This is a genomic window from Nocardiopsis flavescens (assembly GCF_900141985.1).
GTDB classification, from domain to species: domain Bacteria; phylum Actinomycetota; class Actinomycetes; order Streptosporangiales; family Streptosporangiaceae; genus Nocardiopsis; species Nocardiopsis flavescens.
On the sequence record NZ_FQZK01000003.1, the window covers coordinates 183588 to 202241 of the forward strand.

17 protein-coding genes are annotated in these 18654 nt (G+C 73.6%); 12 read left to right on the forward strand and 5 right to left on the reverse strand.

The window, feature by feature from the left end; genetic code table 11:
• The first annotated feature begins 63 nt into the window (after positions 1-63).
• On the forward strand, positions 64-2274 hold the full coding sequence (locus BUE45_RS07515) for a S9 family peptidase (RefSeq protein ID WP_073376827.1): 2211 nt from the start codon (positions 64-66) through the stop codon (positions 2272-2274).
• Positions 2275-2321: 47 nt separating this feature from the next.
• Here BUE45_RS07515 and BUE45_RS07520 read toward each other — a convergent pair whose 3' ends face one another.
• Together BUE45_RS07520 and BUE45_RS07525 are read right to left on the reverse strand one after the other, a co-directional pair.
• Positions 2322-4175 (reverse strand): serine/threonine-protein kinase, encoded by a 1854-nt coding sequence (locus BUE45_RS07520; RefSeq protein WP_073376829.1) that lies wholly within the window; start codon positions 4173-4175, stop codon positions 2322-2324.
• 37 nt (positions 4176-4212) lie between these two features.
• Positions 4213-5874, reverse strand: coding sequence for a serine/threonine-protein kinase (locus BUE45_RS07525; RefSeq protein WP_084737054.1), 1662 nt, complete (start codon positions 5872-5874; stop codon positions 4213-4215).
• Positions 5875-6048: 174 nt separating this feature from the next.
• Here BUE45_RS07525 and BUE45_RS07530 point away from each other — a divergent pair, with 174 nt between their 5' ends.
• The 7 genes from BUE45_RS07530 (at position 6049) to BUE45_RS07565 (ending at position 10012) form a co-directional block, all read left to right on the forward strand.
• A complete protein-coding gene (locus tag BUE45_RS07530) occupies positions 6049-6423 on the forward strand; it encodes a DUF3054 domain-containing protein (protein ID WP_073376831.1) in 375 nt (124 codons plus the stop codon).
• A 45-nt stretch (positions 6424-6468) separates the two neighbouring features.
• Positions 6469-6864 carry a hypothetical protein gene (locus BUE45_RS07535; protein ID WP_073376833.1) on the forward strand — a complete coding sequence of 132 codons (396 nt, stop codon included), beginning with the start codon at positions 6469-6471 and terminating at the stop codon, positions 6862-6864.
• Positions 6865-6886: 22 nt separating this feature from the next.
• Positions 6887-7564 carry a TrmH family RNA methyltransferase gene (locus tag BUE45_RS07540; protein WP_073376835.1) on the forward strand — a complete coding sequence of 226 codons (678 nt, stop codon included), beginning with the start codon at positions 6887-6889 and terminating at the stop codon, positions 7562-7564.
• A gap of 53 nt (positions 7565-7617) precedes the next feature.
• Positions 7618-8250, forward strand: a complete 633-nt coding sequence (locus BUE45_RS07545) for a GNAT family N-acetyltransferase (protein WP_073376837.1) — start codon at positions 7618-7620, stop codon at positions 8248-8250.
• Between the two features lie 71 nt (positions 8251-8321).
• The gene (locus BUE45_RS07550; RefSeq protein ID WP_073376839.1) at positions 8322-8954 is read left to right on the forward strand and encodes a GNAT family N-acetyltransferase; all 633 of its coding nucleotides are present in this window, start codon (positions 8322-8324) and stop codon (positions 8952-8954) included.
• Positions 8955-9380: 426 nt separating this feature from the next.
• On the forward strand, positions 9381-9578 hold the full coding sequence (locus tag BUE45_RS07560) for a hypothetical protein (protein ID WP_073376844.1): 198 nt from the start codon (positions 9381-9383) through the stop codon (positions 9576-9578).
• Positions 9575-10012 (forward strand): type II toxin-antitoxin system death-on-curing family toxin, encoded by a 438-nt coding sequence (locus BUE45_RS07565; RefSeq protein ID WP_073376846.1) that lies wholly within the window; start codon positions 9575-9577, stop codon positions 10010-10012. The genes BUE45_RS07560 and BUE45_RS07565 overlap by 4 nt, the downstream gene beginning before the upstream one ends.
• A 263-nt stretch (positions 10013-10275) precedes the next feature.
• Here the strand turns inward: BUE45_RS07565 and BUE45_RS07570 are convergent, their stop codons facing one another.
• From BUE45_RS07570 to BUE45_RS07580, 3 genes are read right to left on the reverse strand one after another with little or no spacing between them, the layout of a single operon-like run.
• On the reverse strand, positions 10276-11022 hold the full coding sequence (locus BUE45_RS07570; RefSeq protein ID WP_073376848.1) for a succinate dehydrogenase/fumarate reductase iron-sulfur subunit: 747 nt from the start codon (positions 11020-11022) through the stop codon (positions 10276-10278).
• On the reverse strand, positions 11019-12965 hold the full coding sequence (locus BUE45_RS07575; protein WP_073376850.1) for a fumarate reductase/succinate dehydrogenase flavoprotein subunit: 1947 nt from the start codon (positions 12963-12965) through the stop codon (positions 11019-11021). Before BUE45_RS07575 ends, BUE45_RS07570 begins: the two co-directional genes overlap by 4 nt.
• Complete coding sequence (locus BUE45_RS07580) at positions 12965-13618, reverse strand: succinate dehydrogenase cytochrome b subunit (RefSeq protein ID WP_073376852.1); 654 nt, start codon at positions 13616-13618, stop codon at positions 12965-12967. Before BUE45_RS07580 ends, BUE45_RS07575 begins: the two co-directional genes overlap by 1 nt.
• 131 nt (positions 13619-13749) lie before the next feature.
• Between BUE45_RS07580 and BUE45_RS07585 the strand changes: the two genes are divergently transcribed.
• From BUE45_RS07585 to BUE45_RS07600, 4 genes are all read left to right on the forward strand, one after another.
• Complete coding sequence (locus tag BUE45_RS07585; RefSeq protein ID WP_073376854.1) at positions 13750-14718, forward strand: LysR family transcriptional regulator; 969 nt, start codon at positions 13750-13752, stop codon at positions 14716-14718.
• Positions 14719-15018: 300 nt separating this feature from the next.
• A complete protein-coding gene (locus BUE45_RS07590) occupies positions 15019-15843 on the forward strand; it encodes a hypothetical protein (protein ID WP_073376856.1) in 825 nt (274 codons plus the stop codon).
• A gap of 35 nt (positions 15844-15878) precedes the next feature.
• The gene (locus tag BUE45_RS07595) at positions 15879-17822 is read left to right on the forward strand and encodes a fumarate reductase/succinate dehydrogenase flavoprotein subunit (protein ID WP_073376858.1); all 1944 of its coding nucleotides are present in this window, start codon (positions 15879-15881) and stop codon (positions 17820-17822) included.
• The gene (locus BUE45_RS07600) at positions 17819-18607 is read left to right on the forward strand and encodes a succinate dehydrogenase/fumarate reductase iron-sulfur subunit (protein ID WP_073376860.1); all 789 of its coding nucleotides are present in this window, start codon (positions 17819-17821) and stop codon (positions 18605-18607) included. Before BUE45_RS07595 ends, BUE45_RS07600 begins: the two co-directional genes overlap by 4 nt.
• Positions 18608-18654: the final 47 nt, after the last annotated feature.

The following is an 18654-nucleotide window of genomic DNA, read 5'->3' on the forward strand; positions in this document are numbered from 1 at the left end:
TTCGGGGACCCCGGCCGTCCACGGGGGCCGCGGGAACCGGGGGCGTGGGCCACAATCGGTCCTATGAGCTTTCCTCGCCAACAGGCCCGTACCCTGCGGTTCACCCTCGGTGTGCCGCGTTCCTTCGAGGTGTCCCCGGACGGCGGGCGCGTCGCCTTCCTGAGGGGCCGCGACGGCATCGACACCGCCACGTGCCTGTGGGTGCACGAGGCGCAGGAGGGCACCGAGCGCGTGGTCGCCGACCCGCGCGCGCTCGGCGCCGACGACGAGAACCTGCCCCCCGAGGAGCGGGCGCGCCGGGAGCGGCTGCGCGAGAGCGGCGGCGGCATCGTGTCGTACACGGTGGACCGCGCGTTCACCCGCGCCGTGTTCACCCTGTCGGGCCGCCTGTTCTACGTGGACCTGGTGGGCGAGCGCGCCGAGCCGCGCGAGCTGCCCGCCGCCACCCCCGTCGTGGACCCGCGGATCAGCCCGGCGGGCGACCGGGTCGCCTACGTCAGCGGCGGCGCGCTGCGCGTCCTGGACATCGCCGGCGCCGAGGCCGACCACGGCGACCGCGTGCTGGCCGCCCCCGACGGCGACGGTGTCACCTGGGGCCTGGCCGACTTCATCGCCGCCGAGGAGATGGGCCGCTACCGCGGGTTCTGGTGGGCGCCCGACGGGTCGGCGCTGCTGGCCGCCCGGGTGGACGAGTCCCCCGTCGGCCGCTGGTACGTCGACGACCCGGCCTCCCCCGAGCAGGAGCCCACCGCGCTGCGCTACCCGGCGGCGGGCACCGCCAACGCCGAGGTGCGGCTGGCCGCGCTGGCCGTCCCCTCGTCCGCGGAGTTCCGCGCGGCGGGCGCCCCGGAGCCGGTGTGGATCGACTGGGACCGGGAGGCGCTGCCCTACCTGGCCACCGCCGGGTGGACGACCGGCCCGGACGGGTCGCCCACCGCCGTGTTCAGCGCGCTCTCCCGCGACCAGCGCACGCTCACCCTGTTCGGGGCCGACCCGGTGACCGGGCTGGCCATGGAGACGCGCACCGAGGCCGACGGCGTGTGGGTGGAGCTGATGCCGGGCGTGCCCGCGCACACCGGCCGGGGCGACCTGGTGTGGATCGGCCGCGAGAACGGCACCGGCGAGCGCCGCGTGTTCGTGGGCGGGCGGGCGGTCAGCCCCGCCGACGTGTACGTGCGCGGCGTGGTGGACGTGGACGGCGACCGCGTCCTGTACTCGGGCTCCCCCGCCGACCGGCCCGGCGACATCTCGCTGTGGCTGCTGGACCCGGAGACCGGGCTGTCCTCCCCGGTCGAGCTACCGGGCCACGGCTGCTCGGCCTCGCCCGACGCCGACGCGCACAGCGGCCTGCGCTCGGGGCGGCTGCGCGGAGGCACCCTGGTGGTGCAGCACCGGTCGATGGAGTTCGCGGGGGTGCGCACCCTGGTGATCCGGGAGGCGGACACCGAGACCCGGCGCGGCACCGGGTCCATCGCGAGCTTCGCCGAGGCCCCGGACCTGCCCGATCCCCGGGTGGAGTTCTGGCGGGCGGGTGAGCGGGGCATCCCCTGCGCGCTGGTCCTGCCGTCCTGGTACCGCGACGACCTGCGGCCGCTGCCGGTCCTCATGGCCCCCTACGGCGGCCCGCACGCCCAGCGCGTGCTGCGGGCGCGCGGCGCCTTCCTGACCGCCCAGTGGTACGCCGAGCAGGGGTTCGCGGTGCTCATCGCCGACGGCCGCGGCACCCCGGGCATCGGTGTGGAGTGGGAGCAGGAGGTCCACCTGGACCTGGCCTCCGGTGTGCTGGAGGACCAGGTCACCGCCCTGCACGACGCCGCGGAGCGGTTCGGCTCCCTGGACGTCTCCCGGGTGGGCATCCACGGCTGGTCGTTCGGCGGGTACCTGGCGGCGCTGGCCGTGCTGCGCCGCCCGGACGTGTTCCACGCCGCGGTGGCCGGCGCCCCGGTCATCGACTGGCGGCTGTACGACACCCACTACACGGAGCGGTACCTGGGCCTGCCCCAGGACGACCCGGGCGTGTACGAGCGCAGTTCGCTGCTGGACGACGCCGCCGGACTGGAGCGCCCGCTGATGCTGATCCACGGGCTGTCCGACGACAACGTGGTGTTCGCGCACACCCAGCGGATGTCCTCGGCGCTGCTGGCGGCGGGGCGCCGGCACACGGTGCTGCCGCTGTCGGGGGTGACCCACTCCCCGTCGGACCCGACGGTGTCGGAGAACCTCATGCTGCTCCAGGTGGAGTTCCTCAAGGACTCCCTGCGCGGCGACGCCTGAGCCGCCCGGTGCCGTGCGCCCGCGGGCGCACGGCACCGGGACCGGGCTCACGAGGACGGACGGGCCGCGTCCTGGTCGGCCGCGATCTCGGACTCGTCGGGGACCTCGATCTCCACCGGGGTGTCGAAGGCGATGAACCCGACCGACTCCGTGATGTAGTCCTCCTCCACCTCGGCGAAGCGGAGGAAGGACTGGAAGTGCTGGGGGTACCCGTCCTCGCCGACCCACAGGTCGAAGTCGCCCTCGTAGGTGTACCTCTCGTCCTCCAGCCGCAGCGTCCCGGTGTAGTGGTGCCCGGTCCTGCCCGCCATGTCGAGGCCCTCGGTCAGCTCCTCCGGGTAGGTCTCGAAGGGGGTGTCCGTCACGCCCTGGTAGGAGAAGGCCGCCGCGCCGCCGGTGAGCTGCTCCAGCAGCCCCAGCGACCTGTTCCAGCGCCCGCGGGGCTCGGGGAGGTCGGCCGGGTCCGGCCGGTAGTAGCTCCCCTCGACGACTCCGGCCAGGTTGCTGTCCAGGCGCATGAGCACGTCGGGCCCGTCGCCGACCTCCAGGACGTGCTCGGTGGCCGGGCCCAGGTAGGCGGTCTCCCGGTACCGGGGCTCGGGGTCCTCGGTGTAGAGGATCTGCTCGTTGCGCCCCTGGCTCATGAGCTCTCCGGTGGCGTCCGAGTTGTGGACGATGAAGCTCGACGCCCCGCGGGCCAGCTCCACCGCCTCGGCGACGACCGCCTCGCCGTCCTGTGGGTCGCGCTCGACCGCCGGGCCCTGCGCGGCGGCGGACGGACCGTCGGCCGCCGGTCCCGCGGAGGAGGCCGTCAAGGGGTCCTCGGGCGGCGTGTCACCGCCGGGCGAGCGCGCCGCGAGGAACCCCCCGACGAGAACCGCGGCCAGGACGGCCGCCCCCGCGGCGAGGAACAGCCCGCGGCGCGGTCGCCGGACCCTGCGCGGGCGCGGTGCCGCCACCCCGGTCCACTCCCGGCGCAGCATCTCGGGCAGGATCGCGGTGGCCGGGGCGCCGGCCGCGGGGGCGCCGGCCGGCTGGATCCGTGTGGCGCTCCAGCCCGCCGTGAGCTCGTCGAGCGCCTGGAGCGCGGTGGGCCGGCCCTCCGGGTCCTTGGAGAAGGCGCGCCGCAGCAGGGGGGCGAGGTGGTCGGGCACCCCGGCCAGGTCCGGCTCCTCGGTCCGGGTGCGGTGCGAGACCACGGACACCGGGCCGGTGCCGAAGGGCTCGCGGCCGGTGGCGGCGAACAGCACCATCCCCGCCCAGGCGAACACGTCGGAGCGGTCGGTGGCCTCCGCGCCCCCGTACTGCTCGGGGGAGACCCACCCCGGGGTGCCGAACAGGCCGCCGGTGCGGGTCAGGGCGGTGCCGCCGACCGCGCGCGCGATGCCGAAGTCCAGCACCTTGGGGCCGGTCGGCGCCAGGATGACGTTGCCCGGCTTGAGGTCGCGGTGCACCACCCCCGCCGCGTGGATCGCCGCCAGCGCCTCGGCCAGGCCGGCGGCCAGCGCGTCCAGCATGCCGCCGGACAGCGGGCCGTGCTTCCTGATGTGCGCGCGCAGGGTGTCCCCGGGCACGTACTCGGTGGCCAGCCAGGGGACGTCGGCCCCGGCGTCGGCGGCCAGGAAGGCGGGGGCGCACACCGACCGCACCCGGGCCACCATGGCGACCTCGCGGGCGAACCGGGCCCGGAAGTCCGGGTCGGCGGCGAACTGCTCGTGGACGGCCTTGACCGCGGCGCAGGACCCGTCCGGGGCGAGCCCGGCGTAGACGGCCCCCATGCCACCGGCGCCGAGGCGGCCGACCACCCGGTAGGGGCCGATGCGGTCGGGGTCCGTCGCGGCGGGCGGGGTCGCGCCGGGCGGCAGGCGGTCTGCGTCGAAGGGGCGTTCGGAGTCGTTCAACGGGGGGTTGCTCCTCGGTGCTCGATCGGCGGGCGGATCAGGTTCCGGCGGGGTCGTAGGCGCAGCTGTTCAGGGGCCTGCCGTCGGTGAGGCGCGCGTCGTGCGGCCCCAGGGAGTCGTGGCCGGGGAAGGCGGGGCCCGCCGCCTCGTCGTCGTGGGACGAGCGCACGTAGCAAACGCCGCCGGGCGTGTCGAGGGGCGCGGTCCGCCCCTCGCCGAGGGAGGCCGCGGGCAGCAGGTAGAGGGCCCCGGGAGGCGCGCCGAAGAACGCGACGGTGGTCTCCGCCTCGGGGGAGCCGGGGTCGAGTTCCGCGAGCACCCCGCGGGTGTTGGGCCGCCGGTAGTCCAGGCTCTCGTCGTCGGGCGAGACCGCCTGCACCCAGCCGAAGTCCTCGGCGTGCAGGCTCAGGGAGCCGAAGTCCGGGAGGTACTCCACCCTCAGGCCGAGCGACAGGGTGCTGGCGTTGCTCGGGTTGTCGGCGGTGAGGTAGGTGACGCGCAGCTGCTCCAGGGCGGTGCCGTCCTCCCCGACCAGGGAGCGGACGACCACCGGCTCGGTGTCGGAGGCCTCGACCACCACCGTGCCGTCGGTGTAGAGGCCGCGGTACTCCTCCGGGACGTCGTCGGGGACCGGCTCCCCGTCCGCGCCCGCGGCCGGCGGCAGGGCGGCGCCCCCGTCCGGGGAGGGCCCCGGCACCGTGCCGCCGTCGGCCGCCGTCCCCGTGGGGACCAGGGCCGGGGCGGTGGCCGCGGCGACGGCGAGGGCGGTCGCCGCGGCGGACACCGCGAGCACGCGGCCGTGGCGGCGCACCCACGGGCGGCGGGGCGGGGCGACGCGGGTCCAGGAGAGCGGGTCGGCGTCCACCGCGGGCAGGACGGCCGCCCAGGGGGCCGGGGCGGGGAACGCGGGCAGGGCCCGCGCCGCCTCGGCGGCGGAGGGCCTGCGGGCCGGGTCCTTGTCCAGCGCGGCGGCCAGGACCGGGCGCAGCGGTCCGGGGACGCCGTGGAGGGCGGGGGCCGCGGACAGCACCGCCGAGATGACGCCCTCCTCCGTGCCCGGGCCGAACGGGCCGCGGCCGGTCGCGGCGAACACCGCCATGCACGCCCAGGCGAACACGTCCGAGCGGTCCGTGGCCGCCTCGCCCCGGTACTGCTCGGGGGAGATCCACCCCGGCGTCCCGACCAGGGCGCCCGTACGGGTCAGCGCGGTCTCCTCCGCGGCGCGGGCGATCCCGAAGTCCAGGACACGGGGCCCGGCCGGGGACAGGATGACGTTGCCCGGCTTGAGGTCGCGGTGCACCACCCCCGCCGCGTGGATCGCCGCCAGCGCCCGCGCGGTGACGCGGGCGAAGTCGGCGAGGAACCCGGCGGGCAGCGGGCCGCCCCCGCGCACCCGGGCGTCCAGGGTGGGTCCGGGCACGTACTCGGTGGCCAGCCAGGGGACGTCGGCACGGGTGTCGGCGGCGAGGAAGCGCGGCACGCCCTCGGCCCGGACCCGGCGCACCAGCCGGACCTCGCGGGCGAAGCGGTCGCGGAAGTCGCCGTCGGCGGCGTACACCGCGTGGATGCGCTTGAGGGCCGCGCGCCGGTCGCGGTCGTCCAGGGCGGCGTAGACGGTGCCCATGCCACCGGCGCCGAGGCGGCCGGCGATCCGGAAGGGGCCGACGGCGCGCGGGTCCCCCTGCGACAGGGGGGACACACCGGCGGGGGCGCCCGGTGGGCGGGGCGGGGGAGGGTTCACGGGAACGTCGGTCCTCGTTCGGTTCCAGGGGGCGGCGGTCACCTTCCGTGACTCCTTTTACGATACCGAGTGCCGGAAAAAGGTTCCCGGGGCCGCCGGGAGGTCCCGGGCGGGCGGCCGTACCCTGGGCGCATGCGTTCGTTCCCGGTTCTCGCCGCCCTGCTCGCCGACCTGGTGTGCGTCCTGGTGTTCGTCGTGGTGGGGAAGGCGGACCACGGTACGGGTACCGCATTCGGGGCGGTGCTGTCGACCGCGTGGCCGTTTGTGGCCGGGGCCCTGCTGGGGTGGGCGGCGACCCGTGCGTGGCGCGCTCCGGCGGCGCTGTGGCCGACGGGGGTGTTCGTGTGGGCGGTCACCGTGGTCGGGGGCATGCTGGCGCGGCGGGCCGTCGGCGAGGGGACCCCCCTGTCGTTCGTGATCGTCACCTCGCTCTTCCTCGCGGCGGCGATGCTCGGCTGGCGCGCGGTCGCACTTCTTGTCGCGAAAAGGCGACAGCGGGCCGCCTGAAGAGCGAAACTGGGGGTGTCGCCCCCGATCGCTAAGGAGCCGTCCGTGGCCGACCCCGTCACCCTCGCCCTGGCCACCGCGGTCGTCACCGGCGTGGCCACCAAGATCTCCGAGCACGCCGGCACGGCGGTCACCGAAGGGCTGGCGCGGCTGCGCCGGGCCGCCTTCGCGTGGTTCCGCGGCGACGACGGGGCCCGGGAGGCCCTGGACGAGGCGCTGCTGTCCACCGGCGACCCCGCGGCCCTGGAGGCGGTGGCCGGGCACCTGGAGCGCGCGTCCGCCCAGAACCCGGAGATCGCGGCCCTCATGCGCGAGCTGGGCGCGGAGGTCGACGTCTCCCAGGAGGGCGAGGGGAACACCGTCAACCAGATCCACGGCGACGTCAGCGGCAGCGCCCGGGTCGTCCAGGCGCGCGACTTCCACGGGGACATCCACCTGTAGGCGGTGCCTAAGCTGGGGGGCGATGAACGAGAACCCCGACACCCCCGGTGAGGACGAGGCGCGCGAGGTCGGTGTCGGCCCCTGGGAGGGCCCCTGGCCCCGGGGCGGGCACTACGACCCCGCACTGCTCGCGGACGGCGACCGGCGCAACGTCGTGGACCGCTACCGCTACTGGCGGCGGGAGGCGATCGTCGCCGACCTCGACACCGTCCGGCACCCCTTCCACGTCGCGGTGGAGAACTGGTCCCACGACTTCAACATCGGCTCGGTGGTACGCACCGCCAACGCCTTCGGCTGCGCCGCGGTGCACATCGTGGGGCGGCGGCGGTGGAACCGGCGGGGGGCGATGGTCACCGACCGCTACCAGCACGTGCACCACCACCCCGGCACCGGGGCGCTGGTGGCCTGGGCGGCGGAGCGGGGCCTGCCGCTGATCGGCGTCGACAACCTGCCCGGCGCGGTACCGCTGGAGACCTACCCGCTGCCGCGCGAGGCGGTGCTGGTGTTCGGCCAGGAGGGGCCGGGGCTGTCGGAGGAGGTGCGGTCGGTGTGCCGCGCGGTGCTGTCGATCGCCCAGTTCGGGTCGACCCGGTCCATCAACGCGGGGGCGGCCGCGGCGATCGCGATGCACGCGTGGGTCCGGGCGCACGTTTTCGACCAGGAACTGCAGGAAACGGTCACACCCCCCGGAGTCTCGTGACGCATTCGTGATCTACCATGGCCGGGTAGGCCCCCTACTGGAGAGCGAACCGCATGACTGCGACTGTGACCGCCGGTTCCCGAGCCGCGACTCCCGACGACGTCCCCGGGGTGGCGCACGTGCTGAGCCGCGCGCTGTACGACGACCCCCTCTTCGCGTGGCTGTTCCCCGACCTCGAGACGCGGCTGGCCCGGACCAGGCGCATGCTGGCGCTCACCGCCGGGTTCGGCTACGTGCCCTTCGGCGACACCCGGGTCGTGGAGGTGGCCGAGGAGGGGGCCGACCCCGTGATCCGCGGCGCGGCGCTGTGGGCCCCCTACACGACCAACCCCGAGGGGCGCCTGGTGTCCCTGCGCATGTGGCCGCACTGGGGCCAGCTGCTCGGGCGCGCCCGGACCGCGGGGTTCGTGCGCGTCTTCGCGGAGTGGAAGATCGCCGCGCCGCAGGAGCCGCACGTGTACCTGGCGGCGCTGGGCGTCGACCCGGCCATGACCGGGACCGGCCTGGGCGGCGGGCTGCTCACCGCGGGCCTGGACCGCGCGGACTCCGAGGGCCGGCCGGTCTTCACCCAGACGCTCGACGAGAAGGGCCTCGGCTTCTACGAGCGCTTCGGCTTCCGGGTGGTCGGCGAGGCCGCCAACCCCGAGGTCGGCACCAGCTGGTTCCTGCGGCGCGACCCGCTCTGAGAACACGCGGGACACGGGTGTGTGACCTCCCCGTGATCTAGCATGGTGTCCCGAGGAAGAGGGGCACCGCCATGACCAGTACTCTCGCGCGGACCGTGCGCACCGCCACCGTGGACGACCTGCCGGGGGTGGCGCGCGTCCTGGGCCGCTCCTTCCACGACGACCCGCTGTTCCGGTGGCTCTTCCCGGACCCCCTGCTGCGGATCTCCCGGACCACCCGGGCCCACGCCCTGCTGGCGGGCTTCACGTTCGTCCCCGTCGGGTACTCCGCCCTCGTCGAGGCGCAGGAGGACCCCGGGCGCGGACCGGTCGTCCGGGGCGCCGCGCTGTGGACCCCGCCCGGCTGGGACGGCGGCACCGCGGCCGCGCTGCGCTCCCTGCCGCACTGGGTGGAACTGGTGGGTCCGGGCCGGTTCCCGGAGGTGCTCCGGTACTTCGCGGCGGTGGCCGCGCACGCGCCCGCCGAACCGCACTGGCACCTCCAGGTGCTGGGCGCGGACCCGGCGGTGCCGAGGACCGGGGTCGGGTCCCTGCTGCTGCGCGCGGGCCTGGAGCGCGCCGACGCCGACGGCTCCCCGGTGTACCTGGAGACGATGAACCCGGACAACCTCGCGTTCTACACGCGCTTCGGGTTCGAGGCCGTCGACACCGTGGACGCCCCGGAGGGGCCGACCGCCCACCTGATGCTGCGCCGGCCCGCCTGACACCCCCGCGCCGTGCCGTCCGCACGGACGTACGAGGCGTCGCCCGCCGCGTCGACCCGGCGCGCGGAGCGCGTCGCCGCCGGCATGCGCACCGTCCGCGCGGAGCCGCAGCGCACCGCCGTGATGCCCCTCGGCCACGACCTCGCGTGCCCGCGGGCCGCGGCCCGCGGGCACGGCCGTGCCGGCGGCGGAGCCGAGGCACGGGTGCGGCCGCGGTGCTCCGACCGGCCCGTCGCGGAGCAGGCCGCCCGGCCGCCGCGGTGGAGGAGCTGCGCTCCGCCCGTCCGGGACGGGCCGCCCCCGCCGGTGGGGACGGGGTTCTCGCCGCCGTGGTGCGCCCCCGGCCTCGCCTCCCGGGAGCCCGGGGCCTTCCACACGGTCGCCGCGCGCTGCTCCGCGGGCACCGGGCTCCGATAGCCTCCGGGCATGGAACTCACCCTGGACCTCCCCGACCCCCTCTGGGCACGTCTGCGGGAGATCGCCGACTCCGAGGGCACCGACGCGGCGACGGCCGCCGTCGGCGTCCTGCGCGCCCACCTGGACCTGCGCCGCGCCGAGGTCCGGCGGTGCGCCGAGGAGATCGCCGCCGAGGACGCCGAACTCTTGAGGAGGCTGGGCGCATGACCCGGCACCTGACGCGCGGCGACGCCCTGGAGATCGCCGGGGTGATCCTGCCGCCCGCCGTGTCCGTGCGCGACGCCGCCCTGCTGGACGCGGCGCTGGCCCGGCCCCGGGACACGGCGTTCGGGGAGGAGGCCTACCCGGACCCGTGGCTCAAGGCGGCGGCGCTGCTGCGCTCGGTCCTGATCGGACACCCCCTGTCGGACGGCAACAAGCGCCTGGCCTGGACCTGCGCGAAGACCTTCCTGCGGCTGAACGGGGTCGCCTGGGGCCCGGTGGACCAGGACGCCGCCTACGACCTCGTCATCGCGGTGACCACCGGCGCGCTGGTGGACGCCGCGGAGATCGCCGCTCGCCTGCGCGCCCTGCCCGCCCGCGTGTGGGGGGCGGCCGGGGAGGACGCCGGGGCACAAGACCCCGGCCGGGGCTCGGGGTGAGCGGCCGGTCCTGCGCGAACCGCCCGGTGTCGCGGCCACCGGTCGGATGCGGGCCGGGTGCGGCCCGCGCGGCGGGGCCGGAAAAGGGCCGGGGCCGCGAGGACGCGGCCGGCCCGGCCCCCGCAGACGCGAAACGCTCGGCCGGGGTGTCCCGGCCGAGCGTCTCCTCGGGCTCCTGACGGCGAACCGCCGGCTCCACGTACCGCGACGGCGGGCGGGACCCGCCGCACGCGTGCGGCCCGGGGCCTCGCCGCGGGTGCCGGCTAGCCGACGCCCTTGGCGAGGGAGCCCAGCAGGTCGCGGTTGAGCTGCGAGATGGTGTCCAGCGGGATGCCCTTGGGGCAGACCGCCGCGCACTCCCCGATGTTGGTGCAGCCGCCGAAGTCCTCTTCGTCGTGCTGGCTGATCATGTTGACCACGCGGGAGGCCCGCTCGGGCTGCCCCTGCGGGAGCATGCCCAGGTGGGTCACCTTCGCGGCGGTGAACAGCATGCCGGAGGCGTTCGGGCAGGCCGCCACGCAGGCGCCGCAGCCGATGCAGGTCGCGGCGTCGAACGCGCGGTCGGCGTCCGGCTTCGGGATCGGGTTGGCGTGGGCGTCCGGGGCGGTGCCCGTCGGGGCGCTGATGTAGCCGCCCGCCTGGATGATCCGGTCGAACGCGCCGCGGTCCACGACCAGGTCCTTGATGACCGGGAACGCCTTGGCCCGCCACGGCTCCACGGTGATGGTGTCGCCGTCCTTGAAGCTGCGCATGTGCAGCTGGCAGGTGGTGGTGACCTCCGGGCCGTGGGCCTCGCCGTCGATCACGACGCCGCACGCACCGCAGATGCCCTCGCGGCAGTCGTGGTCGAACGCGACCGGCTCCTCGTTCTCCAGCGTGAGCTTCTCGTTGAGAACGTCGAGCATCTCCAGGAAGGACATGTCCGGGGAGACGTCGGTGAGCTTGTAGTTGACCAACCGGCCCTGGTCGTCCCGGCCCTTCTGGCGCCATACGCGCAGGGTGATGTTCACTTGTAGCTCCGCTGCTTCATCTCGACGTACTCGTACTCCAGGTTCTCCTTGCGGAGTACGGGCTTGTTCCCATCGCCGGCGAACTCCCAGGCCGCGACGTAGGCGAACTCGTCGTCGTGGCGCAGTGCCTCGCCGTCCTCGGTCTGGCTCTCGGCGCGGAAGTGGCCGCCGCAGGACTCGCGGCGGTGCAGGGCGTCGATGCACATGAGCTCGCCCAGCTCCAGGAAGTCGGCGACGCGGCCGGCCTTCTCCAGGGCCTGGTTGAGCTCGTCGTTGGTGCCGAGCACCTTGACGTCGCGCCAGAACTCCTCGCGCAGGTCGCGGATGAGCTCGATGGCCTTGGTGAGGCCCTCCTCGCTGCGCTCCATCCCGCAGTACTCCCACATGATGTGGCCGAGCTCCTTGTGGAAGGAGTCGACGGTGCGGGAGCCCTGGAGGGACAGGAACGTGTCGATCCGGGAGGTGACCTGCTCCTTGGCCGCGACGGCCTCGGGGTGGGACTCGTCGACCTTCTCGAACGGGCCCTCGGCGAGGTAGTCGTTGATGGTGTTGGGCAGGACGAAGTAGCCGTCGGCCAGGCCCTGCATCAGCGCGCTCGCGCCCAGGCGGTTGGCGCCGTGGTCGGAGAAGTTGGCCTCGCCCGTCACGAACAGGCCCGGGATGGTGCTCTGGAGGTCGTAGTCGACCCAGAGCCCGCCCATCGTGTAGTGGACGGCCGGGTAGATGCGCATCGGGAGCTCGTACGGGTTCTCGCCGGTGATGCGCTGGTACATGTCGAACAGGTTGCCGTACTTGGCCTCGACGGCGGCGCGGCCCATGCGCTGGATCGCGTCGGCGAAGTCCAGGTACACGCCCAGGCCGCCCGGTCCGACGCCGCGGCCCTCGTCGCAGACGTTCTTGGCGGCGCGGGAGGCGATGTCGCGCGGCACCAGGTTGCCGAAGGACGGGTAGATGCGCTCCAGGTAGTAGTCGCGCTCGTCCTCGGGGATCTGGCGGGGGTCGCGGGTGTCCCCGTGCTCCTTGGGCACCCAGATGCGGCCGTCGTTGCGCAGCGACTCGCTCATCAGGGTCAGCTTGGACTGGTAGTCGCCGCTGACCGGGATGCAGGTCGGGTGGATCTGCGTGTAGCAGGGGTTCGCGAAGAGCGCTCCCTTGCGGTGCGCCCGCCAGGTGGCGGTGACGTTGCAGCCCATCGCGTTCGTCGACAGGAAGAACACGTTGCCGTAGCCGCCGGAGGCCAGCACGACGGCGTCGGCGAAGTGCGTCTGGATCTCGCCGGTGACCATGTCGCGGGCGATGATGCCGCGGGCCTTGCCGTCCACCACGACCAGTTCGAGCATCTCGTGGCGGGTGTTCATCTGCACGGTCCCGGCCGCGATCTGCCGCTCCAGCGCCTGGTAGGCGCCGATGAGCAGCTGCTGCCCCGTCTGCCCGCGGGCGTAGAAGGTGCGGGACACCTGCACGCCGCCGAAGGAGCGGTTGTCGAGCAGGCCGCCGTACTCGCGCGCGAACGGGACGCCCTGGGCCACGCACTGGTCGATGATCTCGACGCTGGCCTGGGCCAGGCGGTACACGTTCGACTCGCGGGAGCGGAAGTCGCCGCCCTTGACGGTGTCGTAGAACAGCCGGTAGATGCTGTCGCCGTCGTTGCGGTAGTTCTTGGCCGCGTTGATGCCGCCCTGCGCCGCGATCGAGTGGGCGCGGCGCGGGCTGTCCTGGTAGCAGAACGAGGTGACGTTGTAGCCGGCCTCGCCCAGGGTCGCCGCCGCGGAGGCGCCGGCCAGGCCGGTGCCGACGATGATCACGGAGAGCTTGCGCCGGTTCGCGGGGTTGACCAGCTTGGCCGAGAAGCGGCGCTTGTCCCAGCGCTCGTTGATCGGGCCCTCGGGGGCCTTCTCGTCCAGGATCGGGTCGCCGACGACGAAGTAGTCGGTGTCAGACATTACTTACTCACCAGTCCAAAGGTGACCGCCAGGGGCGGGAGCAGGAAGCCGATGGTCACGACCAGGGAGACCGCCACGGCCACCGCGTTGATCTTGCCCTGGCGGGACGCCTTGTTCGCGCCGAGCGTGGCCATGGCACTCCAGATGCCGTGCCGCAGGTGGAAGCCGACGGCGATGACGGCGGCGACGTAGAACAGGGTCACGTACCAGAACTCGGGCTGGAACCCGTTCACGAGCCGCTCGAAGGGGCTGTCGGACTTGCCGCCGGGCGCGATGGCGTTGACGGTCAGGTGCAGGATGTGGAACACCACGAAGAACGCGATGAGGACGCCGCCGTACCGCATGGTGTACGAGGCGTAGGTGCGCTGGACGCGCTTCTTCACCTGGTACCGGTCGTTGCGGGCACGGGCGGCGCGCCGCCAGAGGACGGCCACCGCGTAGATGTGGATCAGGATGCTCGCCAGCAGGACGATGCGCGCGATCCACAGGAAGCCCTGCTCGGGCAGGAGCGGGTAGCCGAGCTCGCGCAGGCCGTGCGCGTAGCCGTCGAAGGCCTCCTGGCCCGAGAAGACTTTCAGGTTGCCGTACATGTGCGCGATCAAATACAGCACGAGGATCGCCCCGGTGACAGCCATCGCTGACTTGAGTGCCACCGTGGACCCGTAGGCCGTAGACCGCTTCTTGGTCAAGGTACTGTTCGCCACAGCCTGCCACTCTAAATTCGTGTTGAGCCCGACGTCTAAGGCATCAGGACTCTGGCATCCATAGCCGTAGGCTATGGACCATGCAGTTCCAACAGCTCGCCTACTTCGTCGCCGTCGCCCGCACACGCCATTTCACCCGTGCAGCAGAGCTTTCCCGCGTCGCCCAGCCGAGTTTGAGCAAACAGATCCGCAGCCTTGAGAAGGAGCTGGGCGCGCCGTTATTCAGTCGTGCCCGGGGAAATATCACACTCACCCCGGCCGGCGAGGCGCTGCTCCCGCTGGCCCAGCGCATCCTCACGGACCTGGAGACGGCCCGGCGCGAGGTGGCCGAACTGGCGGGGGTGCGCCGCGGCCGGGTCCGCCTGGGGGCCACCCCGTCGCTGTGCGCGGGGCTGCTGGCCGACGTCCTGGCCGACTTCCACACCCGCTACCCGGGGATCGAGCTGAACGTGGAGGAGAGCGGGTCCCGCGACCTCATCCGCGACCTGGGCCGGGGCGAGCTGGACCTGGCGCTGATCATCCTGCCTCTACAGAGCAGCGACCCGGACCTGTCCACCACCCCGATCCTGCGGGAGAACCTGGTGGTGGCCAGCCCCACGGCGCGGCCCTCCCCCAACGGCCGGGCGTCGATCCGGATCACGGAGCTGCGGGACCGGCCGCTGGTGATGTTCCGGCGGGGGTACGACGTGCGCGAGGCGACGCTGCGCGCGTGCCGGGCGGCGGGGTTCGAACCGGAGCTGGCGGTGGAGGGCGGCGAGATGGACGCCGTGCTGCGGTTCGTGGAGGCGGGACTGGGGCTGGCGGTGGTGCCGAGCATGGTGCTCAAGAGCCGCCCCGGCCTGCGGGGTACCCCGCTGGCCCGGCCGCGGCTGCTGCGGACGGTGGCGCTGGCGCGGCGCAAGGACGTCGACCCCTCGCACTCGGCGGACGCGTTCCGCCGCCACCTCAACGCGTACCTGCTGGAGATGTCGCCGCAGGAGCTGGGGCCGGACCTGGAGGTGCTCATCTCGGACCCGGAGGCGGGCGGCCGGGAAAAGGACGGGGCTTGACCCCTACCACTCAGGCCACTCATTTACCAAAAGTGCCGAAGTTCCCAAAAAGAATCTTCATTCTGTTTTCATGACATAACCATACAAAAAACAGAACAATAGTGGCGCAATTCACATCCATTTCTCCGGCATTTCGTGGACCCTGAGATGTGACCGTCATCACAGGCCCCTAGCGTGGCGTGACAGTGCGGTCCCCCTCCGGCCACTCCCGGGCCGGCGGGCCGCTCGTCAGGAGGCGCCACGGCGCAGGGCGCGGCCACCCCGCGGCCCGTCCCCGCTCCGGGCCCTCCCCCACAGGAGGTGGAGACAACGGTGACCCCGCCCGACCGCGCGGCCCCCGCCCGCGCACGGATACAGCTCCCGCGGCGCACGCTGCGCACCGACCGATGGTGGCTCGCCCCCCTGTTCACCACGCTGGGGCTGGCCGCCTTCGTCGTCTACGCGACCCTGCGGGTCTTCCAGCAGGACCACTACTGGGTCCAGGAGCACCACTACCTGACCCCGTTCTACTCGCCCTGCCTCGCGGCCCAGTGCGCGCCGGACGCCGCCCTGTTCGGACGCCTGCCGGTGGAGTTCCCCCCGCTGGTCCCCTACGCCCTGCTCAGCCTGCCGTTCCTGCTGCTGTTCCGGGTGACCTGCTACTACTACCGCAAGGCCTACTACCGCTCGGTCTGGCAGGCGCCCACGGCCTGCGCCGTCCGGGAGCCGCACCGGTCCTACACCGGCGAGACCCGGCCGCTGATGCTCCCGCAGAACGGGCACCGGTACTTCTTCTACGTCGCCTTCGCCATCACCGCGGTCAACACCTGGGACATGCTCGTCCCCTTCTTCCACGGGACGGACGGCGGCTTCGGCGTCGGCCTGGGCAACGTGATCATGGTCGTCAACGTGCTCATGCTGTGGGGCTACACCCTCAGCTGCCACTCCTGCCGCCACATCATGGGCGGCCGGCTGCGCAGCTTCGGCCGCCACCCGGTCCGCTACCGCCTGTGGACGGGGATCTCCCGGCTCAACGACCGGCACATGTACTTCGGATGGGCCAGCATCGCCACCCTCATCGCCACCGACGCCTACGTCGCGCTCATGGCGGGCGGGGTCATCTCCGACCTGCGCTTCTTCAACTGACCTCTGGGCACGAGGCCGACCCGGAAAGGCACAAGATGGCTCCTTCGAGAGCACCCGGCGTCACCCGCCACACCTACGACGTGGTGGTCATCGGTGCGGGTGGTGCGGGGCTGCGCGCCGCGATCGCCGCCCGCGAGCAGGGCATGCGCACCGCCGTGATCTCCAAGTCGCTGTTCGGCAAGGCGCACACCGTGATGGCCGAGGGCGGCGCCGCGGCCGCGCTGGGCAACGCCAACCCCGCCGACGGGTGGCGGGTCCACTTCCGCGACACCATCCGCGGCGGCAAGTTCCTCAACGACCCGCGGATGGCCGAGCTGCACGCACGCGAGGCCCCCGACCGCATCCTGGAGCTGGAGTACTGGGGCGCGCTGTTCGACCGGACCCCCGACGGCCGGATCAGCCAGCGCAACTTCGGCGGCCACGAGTACCCGCGCCTGGCGCACGTCGGCGACCGGACCGGGCTGGAGATGATCCGCACCCTCCAGCAGCGGATCGTCGCCCTCCAACAGGCAGACGCCGCCGAGCTGGGCGACCCCGACGCGATGCTGCGGGTGTTCCCCGAGACCGCGGTCACCGAGCTGCTGCTGCACGACGGCGCGATCGCCGGGGCGTTCGGCTACCGCCGCGAGGACGGCGGGTTCGCGGTGTTCGAGGCCCCCGCGGTCGTCCTGGCCACCGGCGGCATCGGCAAGATGTTCCGGACCACCTCCAACTCCTGGGAGTACACCGGCGACGGCCACGCGCTGGCGCTGCGGGCCGGGGCGTCCCTCATCAACATGGAGTTCGTCCAGTTCCACCCGACCGGGATGGTCTGGCCGCCGTCGGTGCGCGGCATCCTCGTCACCGAGTCGGTGCGCGGCGACGGCGGGGTGCTGCGCGACTCCGGGGGCCGCCGCTTCATGTTCGACTACGTCCCCGACGTGTTCCGCGCCCAGTACGCGGAGTCGGAGGAGGAGGCCGACGGCTGGTACGACGACCCGGAGAACCACCGCAGGCCCCCCGAGCTGCTGCCCCGCGACGAGGTGGCGCGGGCGATCAACAGCGAGGTCAAGGCCGGGCGGGGCTCCCCGCACGGCGGCGTGTTCCTGGACGTGTCCACCCGGCTCCCGGCCGAGGAGATCCGCCGCCGCCTGCCGTCCATGCACCACCAGTTCAAGGAGCTGGCGGACGTGGACATCACGGCCGAGCCCATGGAGGTGGGCCCCACCTGCCACTACGTGATGGGCGGGGTGCGGGTGGACGCCGAGACCGCCGCCTCCGACGTCCCCGGGCTGTTCGCCGCCGGAGAGGTGGCGGGCGGCATGCACGGGTCCAACCGGCTGGGCGGCAACTCCCTGTCCGACCTGCTGGTGTTCGGCCGCCGGGCCGGGCTGGGCGCGGCGGAGTACACCGCCGGGCGGGGCGGGCGCGCCCCCTACGAGGCCGTGGCGGACCGGGTGTCCGAGGCCGCGGACCACGCGTTGGCGTACCTCAAGCAGGGCACCGGGGAGAACCCCTACACACTCCACTCCGACCTCCAGGACACCATGAACGACCTGGTCGGGATCATCAGGCGGGGACCGGAGCTGGAGCGGGCGCTGGAGCGGCTGGACGTCCTCCTGGAGCGGTCCGCGGAGCTGAGCGCCCCCGGGGACCGGGTCTACAACCCCGGCTGGCACCTGGCGATGTCGCTGCCCAACATGCTCGTGGTCTCCCGGGCGATCGCGGCGGCGGCGCTGGAGCGGGAGGAGTCGCGCGGCGGGCACACCCGGGACGACTTCCCCGAGATGTCGTCGCGGTGGCGCCGGATCAACCTGGAGGTCCGGGCCCGCGGGGAGGGCGCCGTGACGGTGGAGCACCGGCCGGTGCCCGACATCCCCGCGGGGATGCTGGCCGTGTTCGACCCCGACGAGCTGGCCAAGTACCTGACCAAGGAGGAGCTGCCCGAGACGGCCGCCGACACCGGCGACGGGCACGAGGACGAGGAGGAGCGGGCATGAGCGAGCGGGTGTTCCGGGTCTGGCGCGGCGGGGCCGACGGAGGGCTGGCCGAGTACCGGGTGGAGGTGAACGAGGGCGAGGTGGTGCTGGACGCGCTGCACCGCCTCCAGGCCACCCGGGCCCCCGACCTGGCGGTGCGCTGGAACTGCAAGGCGGGCAAGTGCGGGTCGTGCTCGATGGAGGTCAACGGGATGCCGCGGCTGTCGTGCATGACGCGGATGAGCGTGTTCGACGAGGACGAGACGGTCACCGTGACGCCGCTGCGCACCTTCCCGGTGATCAGGGACCTGGTGTGCGACGTGTCGTTCAACTACGACAAGGCGCGGGAGATCCCCTCCTTCACCCCCGACCCGGCGACCTCGCCCGGGGACTTCCGGATGGCACAGGTCGACGTGGAGCGGTCACAGGAGTTCCGCAAGTGCATCGAGTGCTTCCTGTGCAACAGCGTGTGCCACGTGATCCGCGACCACGAGGAGAACCAGCCGCACTTCTCCGGCCCCCGGTTCCTGATGCGGGTGGCCGAGCTGGAGATGCACCCGGAGGACACCGCCGACCGGCGCCTGATCGCCCAGGACGAGTTCGGGCTCGGCTACTGCAACATCACCAAGTGCTGCACGGAGGTGTGCCCGGAGGGCATCCACATCACCGACAACGCGCTCATCCCGATGAAGGAGCGCGTCGCCGACCGCAAGTACGACCCCCTGGTGTGGCTGGGGTCCAAGATCGGCGTCCGTCCCAGGGACACCCCGATCGCGCCCAACATCCGTCCGCCGGCGGACGGATGACCGCGTCCGGGGCGCGGGGCCGCCGCCCCGCGCCCCGGCGCCGTCCG